Annotated in this window: 11 protein-coding genes, 1 tRNA gene, 3 rRNA genes and 8 pseudogenes; 5 read left to right on the forward strand and 18 right to left on the reverse strand. The window is 64.9% G+C overall.

Features of this window, described 5'->3' with window-relative positions:
- Positions 1–8 precede the first annotated feature (8 nt).
- From G7085_RS01740 to G7085_RS33805, 3 genes and pseudogenes are all read right to left on the reverse strand, one after another.
- Positions 9–1,445, reverse strand: coding sequence for an FAD-dependent oxidoreductase (locus tag G7085_RS01740; protein ID WP_197509772.1), 1,437 nt, complete (start codon positions 1,443–1,445; stop codon positions 9–11).
- Positions 1,442–1,681: a hypothetical protein gene (locus G7085_RS01745; protein ID WP_197509773.1), complete on the reverse strand. Its 240-nt coding sequence runs from the start codon at positions 1,679–1,681 to the stop codon at positions 1,442–1,444. Before G7085_RS01745 ends, G7085_RS01740 begins: the two co-directional genes overlap by 4 nt.
- A 73-nt stretch (positions 1,682–1,754) precedes the next feature.
- Positions 1,755–2,239, reverse strand: a pseudogene (locus G7085_RS33805) (thioredoxin family protein).
- A 95-nt stretch (positions 2,240–2,334) separates the two neighbouring features.
- On the opposite strand from G7085_RS33805, the gene G7085_RS01755 reads away from it, so the two are divergent.
- On the forward strand, positions 2,335–2,508 hold the full coding sequence (locus G7085_RS01755; protein WP_197509774.1) for an isocitrate lyase/phosphoenolpyruvate mutase family protein: 174 nt from the start codon (positions 2,335–2,337) through the stop codon (positions 2,506–2,508).
- A gap of 235 nt (positions 2,509–2,743) precedes the next feature.
- On the opposite strand, the gene rrf is transcribed toward G7085_RS01755, so the two are convergent.
- The 11 genes and pseudogenes from rrf to G7085_RS33815 all read right to left on the reverse strand — a co-directional run.
- A 5S ribosomal RNA gene (gene rrf, locus G7085_RS01760) occupies positions 2,744–2,860 on the reverse strand.
- 111 nt (positions 2,861–2,971) lie between these two features.
- Positions 2,972–6,056 (reverse strand): 23S ribosomal RNA (locus G7085_RS01765).
- A 343-nt stretch (positions 6,057–6,399) separates the two neighbouring features.
- A 16S ribosomal RNA gene (locus G7085_RS01770) occupies positions 6,400–7,410 on the reverse strand.
- Together the 16S, 23S and 5S rRNA genes with 1 tRNA gene alongside form the textbook arrangement of a ribosomal RNA operon.
- Before the next feature lie 152 nt (positions 7,411–7,562).
- Positions 7,563–7,638: transfer RNA gene (locus G7085_RS01775), tRNA-Ala, on the reverse strand.
- A 128-nt stretch (positions 7,639–7,766) separates the two neighbouring features.
- A complete protein-coding gene (locus G7085_RS01780) occupies positions 7,767–8,132 on the reverse strand; it encodes a uroporphyrinogen-III synthase (protein ID WP_331715412.1) in 366 nt (121 codons plus the stop codon).
- Positions 8,105–8,830, reverse strand: a complete 726-nt coding sequence (locus tag G7085_RS23325; protein ID WP_231979130.1) for a hypothetical protein — start codon at positions 8,828–8,830, stop codon at positions 8,105–8,107. The genes G7085_RS01780 and G7085_RS23325 overlap by 28 nt, the downstream gene beginning before the upstream one ends.
- A 40-nt stretch (positions 8,831–8,870) precedes the next feature.
- Positions 8,871–8,939: pseudogene (locus tag G7085_RS33810) on the reverse strand (hypothetical protein); the annotation flags it as partial.
- A complete protein-coding gene (locus G7085_RS01790; protein ID WP_197509775.1) occupies positions 8,915–9,406 on the reverse strand; it encodes a hypothetical protein in 492 nt (163 codons plus the stop codon). The pseudogene G7085_RS33810 and the gene G7085_RS01790, both read right to left, overlap by 25 nt.
- Before the next feature lie 145 nt (positions 9,407–9,551).
- Positions 9,552–10,474 (reverse strand): annotated as a pseudogene (hemB, locus tag G7085_RS01795) (porphobilinogen synthase).
- 104 nt (positions 10,475–10,578) lie between these two features.
- The gene (locus G7085_RS23330; RefSeq protein ID WP_331715413.1) at positions 10,579–11,604 is read right to left on the reverse strand and encodes an FAD-dependent oxidoreductase; all 1,026 of its coding nucleotides are present in this window, start codon (positions 11,602–11,604) and stop codon (positions 10,579–10,581) included.
- A 127-nt stretch (positions 11,605–11,731) separates the two neighbouring features.
- A pseudogene (locus tag G7085_RS33815) lies at positions 11,732–11,989 on the reverse strand (FAD-dependent oxidoreductase); the annotation flags it as partial.
- Positions 11,990–12,163: 174 nt separating this feature from the next.
- On the opposite strand from G7085_RS33815, the gene G7085_RS01805 reads away from it, so the two are divergent.
- The 4 genes and pseudogenes from G7085_RS01805 (at position 12,164) to G7085_RS23335 (ending at position 13,383) form a co-directional block, all read left to right on the forward strand.
- Entirely contained in the window at positions 12,164–12,313 is a 150-nt protein-coding gene (locus G7085_RS01805) for a hypothetical protein (RefSeq protein ID WP_197509777.1), read from the forward strand.
- Entirely contained in the window at positions 12,313–12,552 is a 240-nt protein-coding gene (locus tag G7085_RS01810; RefSeq protein WP_231979131.1) for a hypothetical protein, read from the forward strand. Before G7085_RS01805 ends, G7085_RS01810 begins: the two co-directional genes overlap by 1 nt.
- Before the next feature lie 77 nt (positions 12,553–12,629).
- A pseudogene (locus G7085_RS33820) lies at positions 12,630–12,956 on the forward strand (glutamyl-tRNA reductase); the annotation flags it as partial.
- Positions 12,957–13,020: 64 nt separating this feature from the next.
- A complete protein-coding gene (locus G7085_RS23335) occupies positions 13,021–13,383 on the forward strand; it encodes a glutamyl-tRNA reductase (RefSeq protein ID WP_331715414.1) in 363 nt (120 codons plus the stop codon).
- A 6-nt stretch (positions 13,384–13,389) separates the two neighbouring features.
- Here the strand turns inward: G7085_RS23335 and G7085_RS01820 are convergent.
- The 4 genes and pseudogenes from G7085_RS01820 to G7085_RS29085 all read right to left on the reverse strand — a co-directional run bounded on the left by G7085_RS01820 (position 13,390) and on the right by G7085_RS29085 (position 15,150).
- Positions 13,390–13,988 (reverse strand): annotated as a pseudogene (locus tag G7085_RS01820) (histidine phosphatase family protein).
- A gap of 54 nt (positions 13,989–14,042) precedes the next feature.
- Positions 14,043–14,378, reverse strand: a pseudogene (rsfS, locus tag G7085_RS01825) (ribosome silencing factor); the annotation flags it as partial.
- A 25-nt stretch (positions 14,379–14,403) separates the two neighbouring features.
- Positions 14,404–14,968: pseudogene (gene nadD, locus G7085_RS01830) on the reverse strand (nicotinate-nucleotide adenylyltransferase); the annotation flags it as partial.
- A gap of 53 nt (positions 14,969–15,021) precedes the next feature.
- Entirely contained in the window at positions 15,022–15,150 is a 129-nt protein-coding gene (locus G7085_RS29085) for a hypothetical protein (protein WP_257787354.1), read from the reverse strand.
- Between the last annotated feature and the right edge of the window lie 25 nt (positions 15,151–15,175).

Consider the following 15,175-nt stretch of genomic DNA (forward strand, 5'->3'; position numbering starts at 1 on the left):
GCTCCTTGTCAGTCGGTGACGAGAACGTCTGCTGCGCGGTCGCCGAGTACGGCCCGCATGGTGAGCATGCCGCCTGAGAGCGACGCGGAGTCGAAACCCTCCTGGGTCAGCACGCGGTGGGCGATCGCGGAGCGGACGCCGGACTGGCACAGCACGCGTACCGGACGGTCGGCTGCCGCCTCGCGCACCTCGAAGAGGCGCTCGCGCAGTTCGGTGTGCGGGATGTTGAGCGCCCCCGGGAGTCGTCCGGTGGCGAACTCGGCGCGGCTGCGGGTGTCGAGAATCAGCGCCTGCCCGGCGACGGCGTCGAACTCGGTTGCGTCCCAGATCCGCAGGACGCCGTCGATGACATTCGAGGCGACCATTCCGGCGAGGTTGACCGGGTCCTTCGCGGAGCCGTAGGGCGGAGCGTAGGCGAGGTCGAGGTCGATCAGCTCGGGTCCTGTGAAGCCCGCCCGGATCGCGGTTGCCAGCACGTCGATCCGCTTGTCGACACCGTCGGGTCCGACCGCCTGGGCGCCGAGGATGAGCCCGTCACCCTCGCGGATGTGGATGATGAGGTGGATCTGGCTCGCACCCGGGAAGTAGCCTGCGTGCTGGTTGGGGTGCAGGTGGATGGAGCGGTAGCCGATGCCCGCCGAGTCGAGCGCGGCGCGGTTCGCACCGGTCAGGGCGGCGGTCAGCTCGCCGAAACGGACGATCGCGGTGCCCAGCGGCGCCGGGATGGGGCGGGCGGAATCCGGGCGCACGATGTGGTCGGCCACCTGACGTCCCGCCCGGTTGGCGGGGCCGGCGAGCGCGACGGGACGGCGGATCCCGGTGACGGCATCGGTCGAGACGACCGCGTCACCCACGGCCCAGACACCCGGCACGGACGTGCGGCCGTGTTCGTCGACGACGATGGCCCCACGCTCACAGGCGATTCCCGCGGCCTCAAAGGGCTCGGTGTCCGGCCGGACACCGACCGACAGCACGATGAGGTCGGCGGGCACGCTGGTCCCGTCCGCGAGCACCACGGTGTCGGAGTCGGCCGCGTGTTCGATCCTCGTGGCGGCGACGCCGTCACGCACGGTGATGCCGAGCCGACGGAGCTCGAGCGTGACGAGATGGGCCATCTCCGGCTCGAGCGGGGGCAGGACGTGCGGCGCCAGTTCGACGACGGTGACGTCGAGGCCGCGCATCGCAAGTGCCTCGGCGGCCTCGAGTCCGATGAAGCCCGCGCCGAGGACGACGGCGCGCCCGGCACCCTCGTCGACTCCGGCCTTCATGGCGATCGCATCGTCGACGGTGCGGAGGGTCGTGACCCGCGGCGAGTCGATCCCATCGACGGCGGGCCGGATGGCCTTCGCCCCGGGAGAGAGCACCAGCGCGTCGTAGCCGATCGCCTTCTCGCCCTCAGCGGTGCGGACCCTCACGGTGCGGGCCGCAGGGTCGAGACCGATCACGTCGTGGCCGGTACGCACATCCAGGTTGAGGGCCGCCTTGAGGAGGCCGGGGTCTGCACGAGCAGCTTCTCCTCCTCGACGATCTCCCCGCCGACGTGGTAGGGAAGGCCACAGTTGGCGAACGAGACGTGCTCGCCGCGCTCGAGGACGATGATCTCGGCGGACTCGTCCAACCTACGGGCGCGTGCCGCGCAGCTCATTCCTCCGGCGACACCGCCGACGACCACGATGCGCATCAGGCGTTCTCCGCATTCTGCTTGGCGATCTCGGCGTGCACCTCGGCCATGTCGAGGGACCTGACCGCGTCGATCAGTTCCTCGAAGTCGGGCCACGCAACGCGCCGGGCTGGGAGAACACGATGACGTTGTCGCGGAAGGCCATCAGGGTGGGGATCGACTGGATCTCGAAGGCGGCGGCGAGCTCGCGCTGCGCCTCGGTGTCGACCTTGCCGAACACGATGTCGGTGTGCTTCTCCGAGGCCTTCTCGAACACCGGCGCGAACGCGCGGCACGGGGGCACCAGTCGGCCCAGAAGTCGACGAAGACGATGTCGTTGTCGGACACGGTGTCGTTGAACGTGTCCTTGGTGATCTCGATGGTTGCCATACCCCCTAGGGTATATACCCCGGGGTATATGCAAACCGGCATCCGGCGCCGCGCCTGCCGGGTCCCACACGTGCCGGGTCGCTCAGGCCGAATCGCCGTCATCGCGGACAGGACGACGCTCGAGGCGAGGGTGCTTCCCCTGGCCCCGCAGTAGCGTGCAAGCCCGACAACGGTAGAGGAGCGGGCCATGCGCTACCCATGGATCGACACTTTGCACCGCCTGCACGCCTGCGGCAGCTCCGTGATCCACAACCCCTGCTGACCGCGCGTTCGGAGGGCTTCGTGTGGGGCTCGACGACATCGACGAGACCATCCGGCGGCTGCGTGCCTACGCCGGCGCCGACGCGGACTGCCTCTATGCGCCGAGGATCACCCGCACCGGGCGCATCACGATGAACGTGGAGGCGGTCGCCCCGACACCGGTCAACCCGCTCATCACCTCCCCTTCATCACCCTAGACGGCGCTGCTGCGCTCAGCGTCCGCCGAATCAGCGTGGGCGGAACCCTCGCCCGCACCGCCTGGGGTCGTTGGCCACCTGCCGCCACCGAGAACGCCGAACACGGCACCTTCCGGCACGTCGACGGCCTGCCCAGACGTGGACGGGCTCATCCCGAAGTGACGGCGCACGGCGGGTCCATTCACCCCTGAAAATACGAAAACCCCCCGAACAAGTTCGGGGGTTTTCAAAAGAAGTCCGGCGGCGTCCTAGTCTCCCACAGCGTCCCCGCTGCAGTACCATCGGCGCTGAGAGGCTTAACTTCCGGGTTCGGGATGGGACCGGGTGTTTCCCTCTCGCTATGGCCACCGAAACACTATAGAGATAGCGTCAGGGCACAAACTTCAATCATTCTTCAATTATGAAGCGTGCTCCCGACCGTACCTCGGGAACTTCACAGTGGACGCGTAGCATCTTTGTAGTAAAAAACAAGCCCTCGGCCTATTAGTATCGGTCAGCTCCATGCATTACTGCACTTCCACATCCGACCTATCAACCCTGTGGTCTACAGGGGCCTTACCAGATTATTCTGTGGGAGCCCTCATCTTGAAGCGTGCTTCCCGCTTAGATGCTTTCAGCGGTTATCACTTCCCAACGTAGCCAACCAGCCGTGCTTTTGGTAAACAACTGGCACACCAGAGGTTAGTCCGTCCCGGTCCTCTCGTACTAAGGACAGCTCTTCTCAAGACTCCTACGCGCGCAGCGGATAGGGACCGAACTGTCTCACGACGTTCTAAACCCAGCTCGCGTGCCGCTTTAATGGCGAACAGCCCAACCCTTGGGACCGACTCCAGCCCCAGGATGCGACGAGCCGACATCGAGGTGCCAAACCATGCCGTCGCTATGGACGCTCGGGCAAGATCAGCCTGTTATCCCCGGGTACCTTTTATCCGTTGAGTCCTGGCGCTTCCATGTGCCACCAGAAGATCACTAGTCCCGACTTTCGTCCCTGCTCGAGATGTCTCTCTCGCAGTCAAGCTCCCTTGTGCACTTACACTCAAAACCTGATTGCCAACCAGGCTGAGGGAACCTTTGGGCGCCTCCGTTACCTTTTAGGAGGCGACCGCCCCAGTCAAACTACCCATCAGGCACTGTCCCTGATCCAGATAATGGACCTAGGTTAGATAACCAGAGTGACCAGAGTGGTATTTCAACGATGACTCCACCTGAACTGGCGTCCAAGCTTCAAAGTCTCCCACCTATCCTACACAAGTCACACCGATCACCAATACCAAACTATAGTAAAGGTCCCGGGGTCTTTCCGTCCTGCTGCGCGTAACGAGCATCTTTACTCGTAATGCAATTTCGCCGAGTTCGTGGTGGAGACAGCGCCCAAATCGTTACTCCATTCGTGCAGGTCGGAACTTACCCGACAAGGAATTTCGCTACCTTAGGATGGTTATAGTTACCACCGCCGTTTACTGGGGCTTAAGTTCAAGGCTTCGCCGAAGCTAACCCTTCCCTTAACCTTCCAGCACCGGGCAGGAGTCAGTCCGTATACATCGTCTTTCGACTTAGCACGGACCTGTGTTTTTAGTAAACAGTCGCTTGGGCCTGGTCTCTGCGACCCTCAACGCTTTCACAGTAAATGCTATACGTATCAGGTCCCCCTTATCCCGAAGTTACGGGGGTATTTTGCCGAGTTCCTTCACCACGATTCTCTCGATCGCCTTGGTATTCTCTACCTATCCACCTGTGTCGGTTTGGGGTACGGGCGGCTAATATCTCGCTCACGAAGATTTTCTAGGCAGCATAGGATCACTCTAACGACGGTCCGTAGACCGCCGACACGTCATGTCTCAGGCTCAATGAAACGCGGATTTGCCTACGTCTCGCCCTACACACTTGACCCGGTATAACCATAACCGGAAGAGCTACCTTCCTGCGTCCCTCCGCAGCTTGCCTAATACAAGATTGGGTCACAGACTCAGTCAGGATCCATCCGAAGACATCACCAGACCTTGCATGTTTAGCATCACTCGCCTCAGCACGGACGATATTTCGCCGGTACGGGAATATCAACCCGTTGTCCATCGACTACGCCTGTCGGCCTCGCCTTAGGTCCCGACTTACCCAGGGCAGATTAGCTTGACCCTGGAACCCTTGGATATTCGGCGGACGGGTTTCTCACCCGTCTTTCGCTACTCATGCCTGCATTCTCACTCGTGTGCTCTCCACGGCTGGGTCACCCCGCCGCTTCAACGTGCACACGACGCTCCCCTACCCATCCACACGACGTTACCGTCACATGTGTGAATGCCATAGCTTCGGCGGTTAACTTGAGCCCCGCTAAATTGTCGGCGCAGAATCACTTGACCAGTGAGCTATTACGCACTCTTTCAAGGGTGGCTGCTTCCAAGCCAACCTCCTGGTTGTCTCCGCAACTCCACATCCTTTTCCACTTAGTTAACGCTTAGGGCCTTAGCTGATGATCTGGGCTGTTTCCCTCTCGACAATGAAGCTTATCCCCACTGTCTCACTGCCGCGCTCTCACTTACCGGCATTCGGAGTTTGGCTGATTTCGGTAAGCTTGTGGGCCCCCTAGACCATCCAGTGCTCTACCTCCGGTAAGAAACACGCGACGCTGCACCTAAATGCATTTCGGGAGAACCAGCTATCACGGAGTTTGATTGGCCTTTCACCCCTATCCACAGCTCATCTCCTCGGTTTTCAACCCAAGTGAGTTCGGTCCTCCACGACGTCTTACCGTCGCTTCAACCTGGCCATGGATAGATCACTCCGCTTCGGGTCTAGAGCATGCGACTCAAACGCCCTATTAGGACTCGCTTTCGCTACGGCTACCCCACACGGGTTAACCTTGCCACATACCACTAACTCGCAGGCTCATTCTTCAAAAGGCACGCCGTCACCCCCAAAAAGGAAGGCTCCGACGGATTGTATGCGATCGGTTTCAGGTACTATTTCACTCCCTCCCGGGTACTTTTCACCTTTCCCTCACGGTACTTGTCCGCTATCGGTCACCAAGGAGTATTTAGGCTTAGCGGATGGTCCCGCCAGATTCACACGGAATTTCAGGGGTTCCGTGCTACTTGGGGTAACGCCAAAGAGTGATCAACTTACGTCTACAGGAGTATTACCTTCTATGCTGTAGCTTTCCGCATACTTCGACTTCACTGATCATTTTTTACTCTCTGACTGCTCGACAGCGCAGCCCAGGCGGCCCACAACACCCCACTTGCAACGCCTGTCAGCTATCACACAAGTGAGGTTTGGCCTCTTCCGCGTTCGCTCGCCACTACTGACGGAATCACTATTGTTTTCTCTTCCTGTGGGTACTGAGATGTTTCACTTCCCCACGTTCCCTCCAACTGCCCTATATATTCAGGCAGAGGTTGCCGGACATGACTCCGGTATTTCAAGGTTTCCCTATTCGGAAATCCACGGATCAAAGCTCGTTTACCAGCTCCCCGTGGCTTATCGCAGGTTACAACGTCCTTCATCGGCTCTTGGTGCCAAGGCATCCACCGATCGCACTTAGTAGCTTGTTAAAATTACTACAAAGATGCTCGCGTCCACTGTGAAGTTCTCAAGATACGGGCGGGCTCAGACCCAACACAACCCAACCGGGCCACATCAGACACTGATCCGCTAGAGAGCGTCACCCCAAAAGGCAACCGACCCCTCAGGACCCAACAGCGTGCTCAGGCCACACCAGACACCCACCAGACTTTCCACTCCCCCGAAAGAGGCTGTACTAACCGGCAGACACCAGCATGACTTAACATCAATGTTCCACATTTCCGGTGCCGGCCCGACCAGGAACACTCGCCCTGGAACCAGGCCACATGAACAAACACCCCACAAAGGAGGCGCCTGCCAATAGCTCCTTAGAAAGGAGGTGATCCAGCCGCACCTTCCGGTACGGCTACCTTGTTACGACTTAGTCCTAATTACCGGTCCCACCTTCGACGGCTCCCTCCACAAGGGTTAGGCCACCGGCTTCGGGTGTTACCGACTTTCATGACTTGACGGGCGGTGTGTACAAGCCCGGGAACGTATTCACCGCAGCGTTGCTGATCTGCGATTACTAGCGACTCCGACTTCATGGGTCGAGTTGCAGACCCCAATCCGAACTGAGACCGGCTTTTTGAGATTCGCTCACCCTTACAGGTTCGCAGCTCTTTGTACCGGCCATTGTAGCATGCGTGAAGCCCTGGACATAAGGGGCATGATGACTTGACGTCATCCCCACCTTCCTCCGAGTTGACCCCGGCGGTCTCCTATGAGTCCCCGGCATTACCCGCTGGCAACATAGGACGAGGGTTGCGCTCGTTGCGGGACTTAACCCAACATCTCACGACACGAGCTGACGACAGCCATGCACCACCTGTAAACCGACCATAAAGGGCACCTATCTCTAGGTGTTTCCGGCATATGTCAAACCCAGGTAAGGTTCTTCGCGTTGCATCGAATTAATCCGCATGCTCCGCCGCTTGTGCGGGGCCCCGTCAATTCCTTTGAGTTTTAGCCTTGCGGCCGTACTCCCCAGGCGGGGTACTTAATGCGTTAGCTGCGGCACGGAGAACGTGGAATGTCCCCACACCTAGTACCCACCGTTTACGGCGTGGACTACCAGGGTATCTAAGCCTGTTTGCTCCCCACGCTTTCGCTTCTCAGCGTCAGGAAAGGTCCAGAGATCCGCCTTCGCCACTGGTGTTCCTCCTGATATCTACGCATTCCACCGCTTCACCAGGAATTCCAATCTCCCCTACCTTAAGAACTTTAGTTTCCCGGAAATTCGCTGTCAAATCTGCTTTATTCCGATTACCGTTTCGCATTCCTACCGCCGAGGCGATGACCAACTTTAGTTCCCCGGCTCCGGACTGTCAAATCCGTCGTGACCCGGGTGGCCAGGCTGATCGCCTGTCATCCTAGGATGACGCCGCCGAGTTTCAACCAGTCACGCTCGGCGCGCGGACCCCTGTGGCCATGGTCATCCCGCGATCTAATCGTGGATTTCCGGTGGACACGGGGATCAGGAAAAGATCCCTGATTGGTGGAGCTAAGGGGATTCGAACCCCTGGCCTCTTCCATGCCATGGAAGCGCGCTACCAACTGCGCCATAGCCCCGCTGCCGCCCTGCGGCGACTCGGAAAACAATAGCGCATGTTCTGTCGGTTTGAAAAATCGGGCCCGGCGTAATGCCGGACCCGATCTCTGACTAGGGGTTTTGCCACCTCAGCGGCGTTTGCGCTGCTTCACCAGGCTGCGCGCCAGGCCGGCCACCCCGAAGTGGTCCTTCGACATTGCGACGTCGAGGACCGGGACGCCGAGGTCCCCAGCGCCGCCGCGGTGGGCTCGTCCCACGCAAGGACGGAGACGTCGTCCCTGTGGCCGAGCAGGTTGACGTAGGCCGCTGCCAGTGACGGCTGGCTGAGCAGGATCGCGTCCCAGGTGCCGTCGGCCCACTTCTGCTTCAGCTCGGGGTCCACGGTGGGCACATCGGCCATCGTGTAGAGCTCCAGACGTTCGACGGTGTACCCCTTTGCGCGGAGTCCCACCTCCAGCTTGGTGGAGAGCTGATCGGCGCACACGATCACGACGCGCTCCTCGCCCTCCGCCACCGGGAACTCGTCGACCAGCGCGGCTGAGCTCGCGGTTCCTTCGGGCTCAGGTCGACTCCGTGGCCGGACTCCTCGACCACCTGCCTCGTGGTCGAGCCCATCGCGGCCACCTTCTTGGATTCAGGGATGTCCCAGCCCCGCTCCCGCAGGGCCCACATGCTCTGCGCGGCCGGGATCACGATCCAGTCGCCCCACGCCATGATGTTGTCAGCCGGAAGCAGCTTCGCCTCCTGCAGCGTCGCCGGGTCGACCCTGAGCCCGTTCTCGCGCAGCGTCTGTGCGAGTCGTCCCTCCTGCCGGGGAAGGAGGACCCGGATGCGGTCATCGTCCTCGGGCCCCTCGATGAAGATCGACTCGTCGTCGTGTTCCTTCGAGAAATCGATGTTGTCGAGGATCTCCGGTGCGAAGAAGCGGTCTGCCCTGCGCTGCAGCAACGCGTTGGCGACGTTGTGCCCGGTGCGCTGCGCATGGAGTTCCGACGTCGGCAGCCCGATCTCCAGGACGACCCGCTTGGTGCCGTCGAGCGAGTACACCCCGCCTTGAGGCCGAGGACACCCGCCGGGATGCCAGCGCCCCCACCGGAGCGACATAGGTGGTGCGGAGCCCGGTGAGGACGGCACGCTCCGCATCCACGCAGATCCGCGTCTCGATGTCGTCGAACTCCTTGAGCGCTGCCACGAGCTCGGCATCGTCTGCACGGCACTCGAACGCGAGAGCACCCTGACCGGGCGCCGGAAGGATCGGGAGGTACTCGGCGACGCGGTCGTCCAGCCCGAGCGCCTTCAGGGACGCGGCCGACAGCACCACGGCGTCGAGGTCACCCGGATCGAGGCGACGGAGCCTCTCCTCAGCGGTTCCCCCAGGTCGATGAACGTCAGGTCGGGGCGGAGCGCCCGCACCTGGGCGACCCTCCGCAAGCTCGTCACCCCGATGCGCGACTTCCTGGGCAGTGCCGCCAGCGTCACACCCCTGAGGCTCACCAGTGCGTCACGGTGGTCGCCCCGCTTCAGCACCGCGGCAACCGTCAGGCCGTCCGGCTCATCCGTGAGTGGGATGTCCTTGACGGAATGCACCACAAGGTCGCAGGTTCCCTCGCGGAGCGCCTGGCGCAGCTCCTTGGCGAAGGCCACGACGGAGTAGCCCTCAGGCAGATGGCTCGAGTCGGTTACCGATGTCGCAACCCGGAGTACCTCGACCTCGTGGCCGGCGGCGCGCAGCCCCGCCGCGACCTCCTCCGAGCGTGCAAGCGCCAGCGCCGATCCGCGCGTCCCCAACCGAAGCTTCACCTTTGATCCTTCTTCCTGTTCGACGGCCACAGTCTTTCACGGATGGACGACGCTCGCCGCCCCGGGCAGTGCCTCAGCACATTCCCGGCGTCCACGTCGCCGGCCGACCTGGGCGGAGGGTGGGCCGATCCCCTCAGCGCAGCCAACCACAGAGTTCCTCGGCCCAGTAGGTGAGGACTATGTCGGCGCCGGCCCGCACGATGGCGGTGACCGACTCCTCAATGGTGCGCCGCCGGTCGATCCAGCCGTGACCTGCGGCCGCCTCGATCATCGCGTACTCCCCCGACACCTGGTAGGCGGCGACGGGCACCTCGCTGACGGCCGCGACGTCGGCGAGGACATCGAGGTAGTACCCGGCCGGCTTGACCATCACCATGTCGGCACCCTGTGACAGGTCGAGCCGCGCCTCCCGCAGGCCCTCGCGCCGGTTGGCCGGGTCCTGCTGATAGGTCTGTCTGTCCCCCTGCAGCGTGCTCTCGACGGCCTCCCGGAACGGTCCGTAGAAACCGGATGCGTACTTGGCGGCGTAGGCGAGGATCGAGACGTCCTCGTGGCCGGCGGCGTCGAGGGCATCCCGGATCCTGGCGACCTGGCCGTCCATCATCCCGAGGGAGCGACCACGTGGGCCCCGGCGGAGGCCTGGGCCACGGCCATCTCCGCGTAGGCGACCAGCGTCGAGTCGTTGTCGACGCGGCCGTCTTCCATGAGGAAGCCGCAGTGGCCGTGCGTCGTGAACTCGTCCAGGCAGGTGTCGGCCATGATGACGGTGCCGTCGCCCACCTCGTCGCGGACCGCCGCGATGCCACGCTGCAGGATGCCGTCCAGGGCCCAGGCCTGTGAGCCGAACGGGTCCTTGTCGTGGTCGTCGGGGACACCGAACAGCATGACGCCGCCTACCCCGGCTTCGACGGCCCGGCGGGCCGCGGCCCCGACACCCGCCACGTCGTGACGCCTGACACCGGGCATCGACGCGATGTCGCCGGCACGCTCGGCGACGAACATGGGCAGCACCAACTGCGAGCCGCGGACCTCGACCTCCCTCACCAGCCTGCGCATCGCAGGGGTCGTGCGCAGCCTCCTGGGGCGAACCGTGTCCATGTCCTTCTCCTATCCGCGGCCTTCAGCCTATCCGCGTCGCGACCCGACCCGATCGGAGCGGCTCAGGCGATCACCCGGTGGATGCCCGCCATCACGTTGCTGATCCCGTTGCCGTCGAGCCAGGCGCCGACCACGTCGGCTCCGACCCGGGCGGCGAGCCCGACGAGGTAATCGCGGTTGGCGGCCTCGACGCGGGTGGGAAGCGCGTCCCACCCGATCGAGGCCAGCCCCACCAGTTCGGAGTCGCTGATCCTGACCCCGGTGAGGCGTGACACGTCGGAGAGCACCTCGGCTCGCGTCGGGAAAACATGCTCCGGATAGGCGATCCGCATGACCTCGAGCCCCGTCTCAGCGGCCCACGGCCACTTCACGGAGTAGTTTGTCAGTGCCTTGCAGCGGACAGAGTCCTTGGCAGCGACCAGGACGCCCGTGCCGACGGGGTGTTCCTTCAAGGCCGGCGTGGTTGCGGCGGCCACCACCATGCGCAGCTTCCCGACCGCGGGCGCCTGGATCTCCTGACCCAGCCCACCGAGGAGGCGTGCCGCGACCGCCGCCGGGGTCGCGAGTACCAGTTTGTCTGCGGAGAGGTCCTCGCCGTCATGGGTGTGGACCTGCAGCCCGTGGGTCGTCCGGCGGACGGAGGTCACCGAGGCTGCGGCCCGCAGGTCGGCGCCGTCCTCCTCGAGCCGGTACACCAACTCCTCGATCAGGCGGAACATGCCGCCGATGGGCTGCTCGACGGCCGACATCGCGCTCGCGTTCAACTTCGCGACGGCGCGGGTGAGGGATCCCTCGCTGCGCATGGCCTGCAGCAGCCCCGGTGCGACCGCACCGATGGCAGGTGGTCGGGGTGGTGCCGTAGATGCCGGAGGCCACGGGCGCGACGAGCTTGGCCAGCGCCCTGTCCCCCAGCCGCAGCCGCGCGAGTTCGCCGAAGGTGTTGGCGCCCATGCCGACGTCGGGCCCCATGGCGAGGTCCTGGTCGAAGCGGGCCCGCTCCTCGGGGTGAGGACGTCGAGGGCCGGATCGTCGGGGCACCCGGGATGCCCATGATGCCGTCGGCGAGGTGGTGTGCCCCGTCCGACCACCAGATGTACGGATCGGTGACGGGCGCGGCCACCTCGAGCCCGAGTTCGGCGCACAGGTCATGGATGGCACCGCCACGGGTGGTGTAGGCCTCGGCGCCGGAGTCGACGCGCAGCCCTGCCACCTCGACCGGTGCGACCATCCCTCCCCATCGGGGGCGGCCTCGCGGACCGTCACCCGGTACCCCTCCCGCGTGAGCCGGAGGGCGGCGAGCAGTCCGGCGACGCCACCGCCGACGACGACGGCCTTCACAGGGCCACCCGGGATGCGGTGGACGCCTGCGGTCCCTGATCGGTGCCCTGCGGGACGCCGCGGTCGTGACTGATCTTGTGTGATGGTGCCGACATCTTCATTCCCCTCATCTCTCGCCTGCCGCGAGGGTCCCACCGGTTGCGACGTCCCGGAGCGACCCGGGCCGGAGCGGCTATGACGCTACCGCTCCGCCCTCAACGCACGTGGATGTCGGGAAGTCTGTTCCCTTGTCCGCTGTGCGCTGAAAATCATGGCTTCATCATGGACGCAACGGGGAGCACGGGGGCCGATGGTTGAATAGTTTTCACAATGACTGTTCGGATCTTCACCATCTCGCACGACCGGCAGGGGCTCGCCGAGGTCGAGCGGGTCAGCGGCCACCTCCCGGGGCTCACCGCGCGGCTGCGCGCGCAGGCCGGGTCGTGGGGTGCATCGTGCTCGGCACGTGCAACCGCGTGATGGCGATCCTCGACACCGACGACGCGGTCGCCACCACCTCCACGATCCTGGCGACGCTGAACGATTGCACGGACGGCGCGGCCGCGTGGGATGTCTTCCTCGGCAACTCGGCGGTGGCGCACCTGTTCCGGGTCGCGGCGGGGCTGGAGTCGATGGTGGTCGGGGAGCGGGAGATCGCGGGTCAACTCCGCCGGGCGCTGGCTGCGGCACAGGAAGCGGGTATGCGTCGCTCCCGTTGACGATCGCCACCGGGGAAGCCTTGAAGACGTCGCGTCGGGTGGCACACGAGACGACGCTGGAGTCGGCCGGGCGCTCCGTGGTCGCCGCCGGGCTCGACCTGATCGATGCCGACTGGCCCCGCCAGGCGGTGCTGGTCGTCGGCACCGGCGCCTACGCGGGCGCGGTGGTGGCTGGCCTGCGCCATCGCGGCGTCACCCGGATCGCGGTGCACTCGGAGAGCGGACGCGCAGCGGCGTTCGCGGAGACCCACGGTACCGATCATGCACCCGGGCTGGCAGAGGGCCTGGCCGGGGTCGACCTGGTGGTGACCTGCAGCGGTCAGGGCTCCCATCTCGTCCCGGTGACGGACGTCACCGCCCCGGTCACGTTCCTTGACCTCTCGCTCAGGCGGGACGTCGACCCCGCCGTGGCGGGCTGCCCGGCGTCACGCTGGTCGATCTGGCCGCCATCCAGGAGGCCGTCGGGGCGTGATCGCCGAGGACACCATGCGTGCCCGGTCCATCGTCAACGAGGGCATCTCGGAGGCGCTCACCCGGCTCCGCGCCCGCGCCGTCGGCCCCGCCGTGGTGGGGTTGCGCGAGAAGGTGCTCTTCCTGGTCGACGAGGAGGTGGCGCGGCTGCCGCAGCGCACCCTCACATCCGATGACGCCGCCGCGGCGCTGCGCAGGCTCGCGACCCGGCTGCTGCACGTGCCCTCCACCCGGGCCCGCCTTGCGGCCGAACAGGACCGCACCGAGGCGTACCTGGAGGCGATGGCGGAGCTGTTCGGGATCGGGCAGGGCGCGGACCTGCCACTGCCGGAACCGGTGGCAGCCGGGCGGGCCGGCTGACCCGGTTCAGTGGCCGACGTTGTGCGACAGCAGGCGCCAGGCGCCATGATGGAAGCCGAGGCTCGAGAAGTGGGCGTTGCCGAGCCCGCCGAGCACCCGGCCGTGGAGCCCGAGGAGGGCGTGCAGCACCCGGTTCAGGAGCAGCCCGTGCGACACGATGAGCACCTGCGCCCCGGCGTGCCGGGCCGCGATCTCCTCGACCGCCGGCAGCCCACGGGCGACGACGTCGGCCAGGGTCTCCCCGGTCGGTGAACGCCGGAAGTCGACCCCGTTCGCGTACTGCGCCTCGTAGCCCGGCATCTCCTCGACGATCTGGTCCCAGGTCAGGCCTGCCCAGCTGCCGACGTTGATCTCCATGAGCCGGGGATCGACCCGGATGTCGGCCTCGGGGCACACAAGCCTGGCGGTCTGCAGCGCCCGCGCGAGCGGCGACGAGTAGACGGCGTCGAACCGGTGCCCTGAGAGCGCCAGCGCCGCGGCCCGGCCTGCTCGATGCCCCTGGCGTTCAGCGGGATGTCGCTGTGGCCCTGGAACCGGTGTTCCCTGTTCCAGTCGGTCTGGCCGTGCCGCAGCACCACCAGGTCGGTCACGGGGTCCTTCGCCATTGCGGCCCTCAGGCCTCCTCGGCCTCTGCGGGGACGTCGATCGCAAGGGGATCTCGGGCAGTCCTTCCATAGCCGCTCGAGGCTGTAGAGGGTGCGCTCCTCCGTGTGCTGGACGTGGACGACGAAGTCGATGTAGTCGAGGAGCACCCAGCGGTTCTCGCGGTCGCCCTCGCGGCGGACGGGCTTGACCTTGATCTTCAGGAGGGCCTCCTCGACACCGTCGACGATGGCGCCGACCTGGCGTTCGTTGCCCGCTGAGGCGATGAGGAACACATCGGTGATGGACAGATGCTCGGACACGTCGAACGCGACGATGTCCTCCGCCAGCTTGTTCGCGGCGGCCTGGGCGGCCACGCCGACGTGCTGGAGGACGGGAGCGGGAACGGTCATGCAAGAACCTTTGAGTCGTGGTGGGGTAGAGCCCACGTTTCGCGATGTACTGGACGATGCCGTCGGGCACCAGATACCAGATGGGTTGCCGGGCGCGGACGCGCTCACGGCAATTGGTCGACGATATCGCAAGCGCGGGCACTTCGAGCAGCGTGACGCTGCCTTCGGGAGGTGCGCGAGGTCATCCTCGGTCATGGGGACGCCCGGCCGGGTGACCCCCACGAAGTGCGCGAGGTTGAACAGTTCCTCGGCCCCACGCCACGTGAGGATCTGCCGGACGGCGTCGGCACCGGTGATGAAGAACAGGTCGGTGTCCGGGCCGCGTTCCTCCCGCAGGTCACGCAGGGTGTCGACGGTGAAGGTGTCGCCGGGGCGCTCGATGTCGACGCGGGAGACCGAGAACCGGGGTTCGAGGCCGTCGCGATCACCGTCATCAGGTACCGGTCCTCCGCCATCGACACGTCCCGGTCGCGCTTCTGCCACGGTACGCCCGTCGGAACGAAGACGACCTCGTCGAGGCCGAACTTCGCAGCCACCTCGGAGGCGGCGACGAGGTGGCCGTGGTGGATCGGGTCGAAGGTGCCACCCATCACGCCCAGCCGGTAGCGGCCGGGGCGACCCGCCCGCGCCAGCGCTGTGGACGTCACTTGGACTGCGGGCGACCGGACCCCATGCCCACGATCCACAGCAGGGCGAACAGCAGGATCCCCAGCACGATGGCACCCATCACCCAGCTGGGCACGAGGGGCGCGGTCTCCAGAAGAAGGCTCATGGCACGCGATCTTAGCAATCCATCG

The sequence above is a fragment of the Tessaracoccus coleopterorum genome (genome assembly GCF_011174705.1).
In the GTDB taxonomy this organism is placed as follows: domain Bacteria; phylum Actinomycetota; class Actinomycetes; order Propionibacteriales; family Propionibacteriaceae; genus Arachnia; species Arachnia coleopterorum.

Coding starts and splice junctions, on each gene's coding strand:
- G7085_RS01810 (WP_231979131.1), top strand. CDS start 12,313: ATGGCGATCCTCGACACCGACGACGCGGTCGCCACCACCTCCACGATC.
- G7085_RS01805 (WP_197509777.1), top strand. CDS start 12,164: ATGACTGTTCGGATCTTCACCATCTCGCACGACCGGCAGGGGCTCGCC.
- G7085_RS29085 (WP_257787354.1), bottom strand. CDS start 15,150: ATGAGCCTTCTTCTGGAGACCGCGCCCCTCGTGCCCAGCTGGGTGATG.
- G7085_RS01745 (WP_197509773.1), bottom strand. CDS start 1,681: ATGCGCATCGTGGTCGTCGGCGGTGTCGCCGGAGGAATGAGCTGCGCG.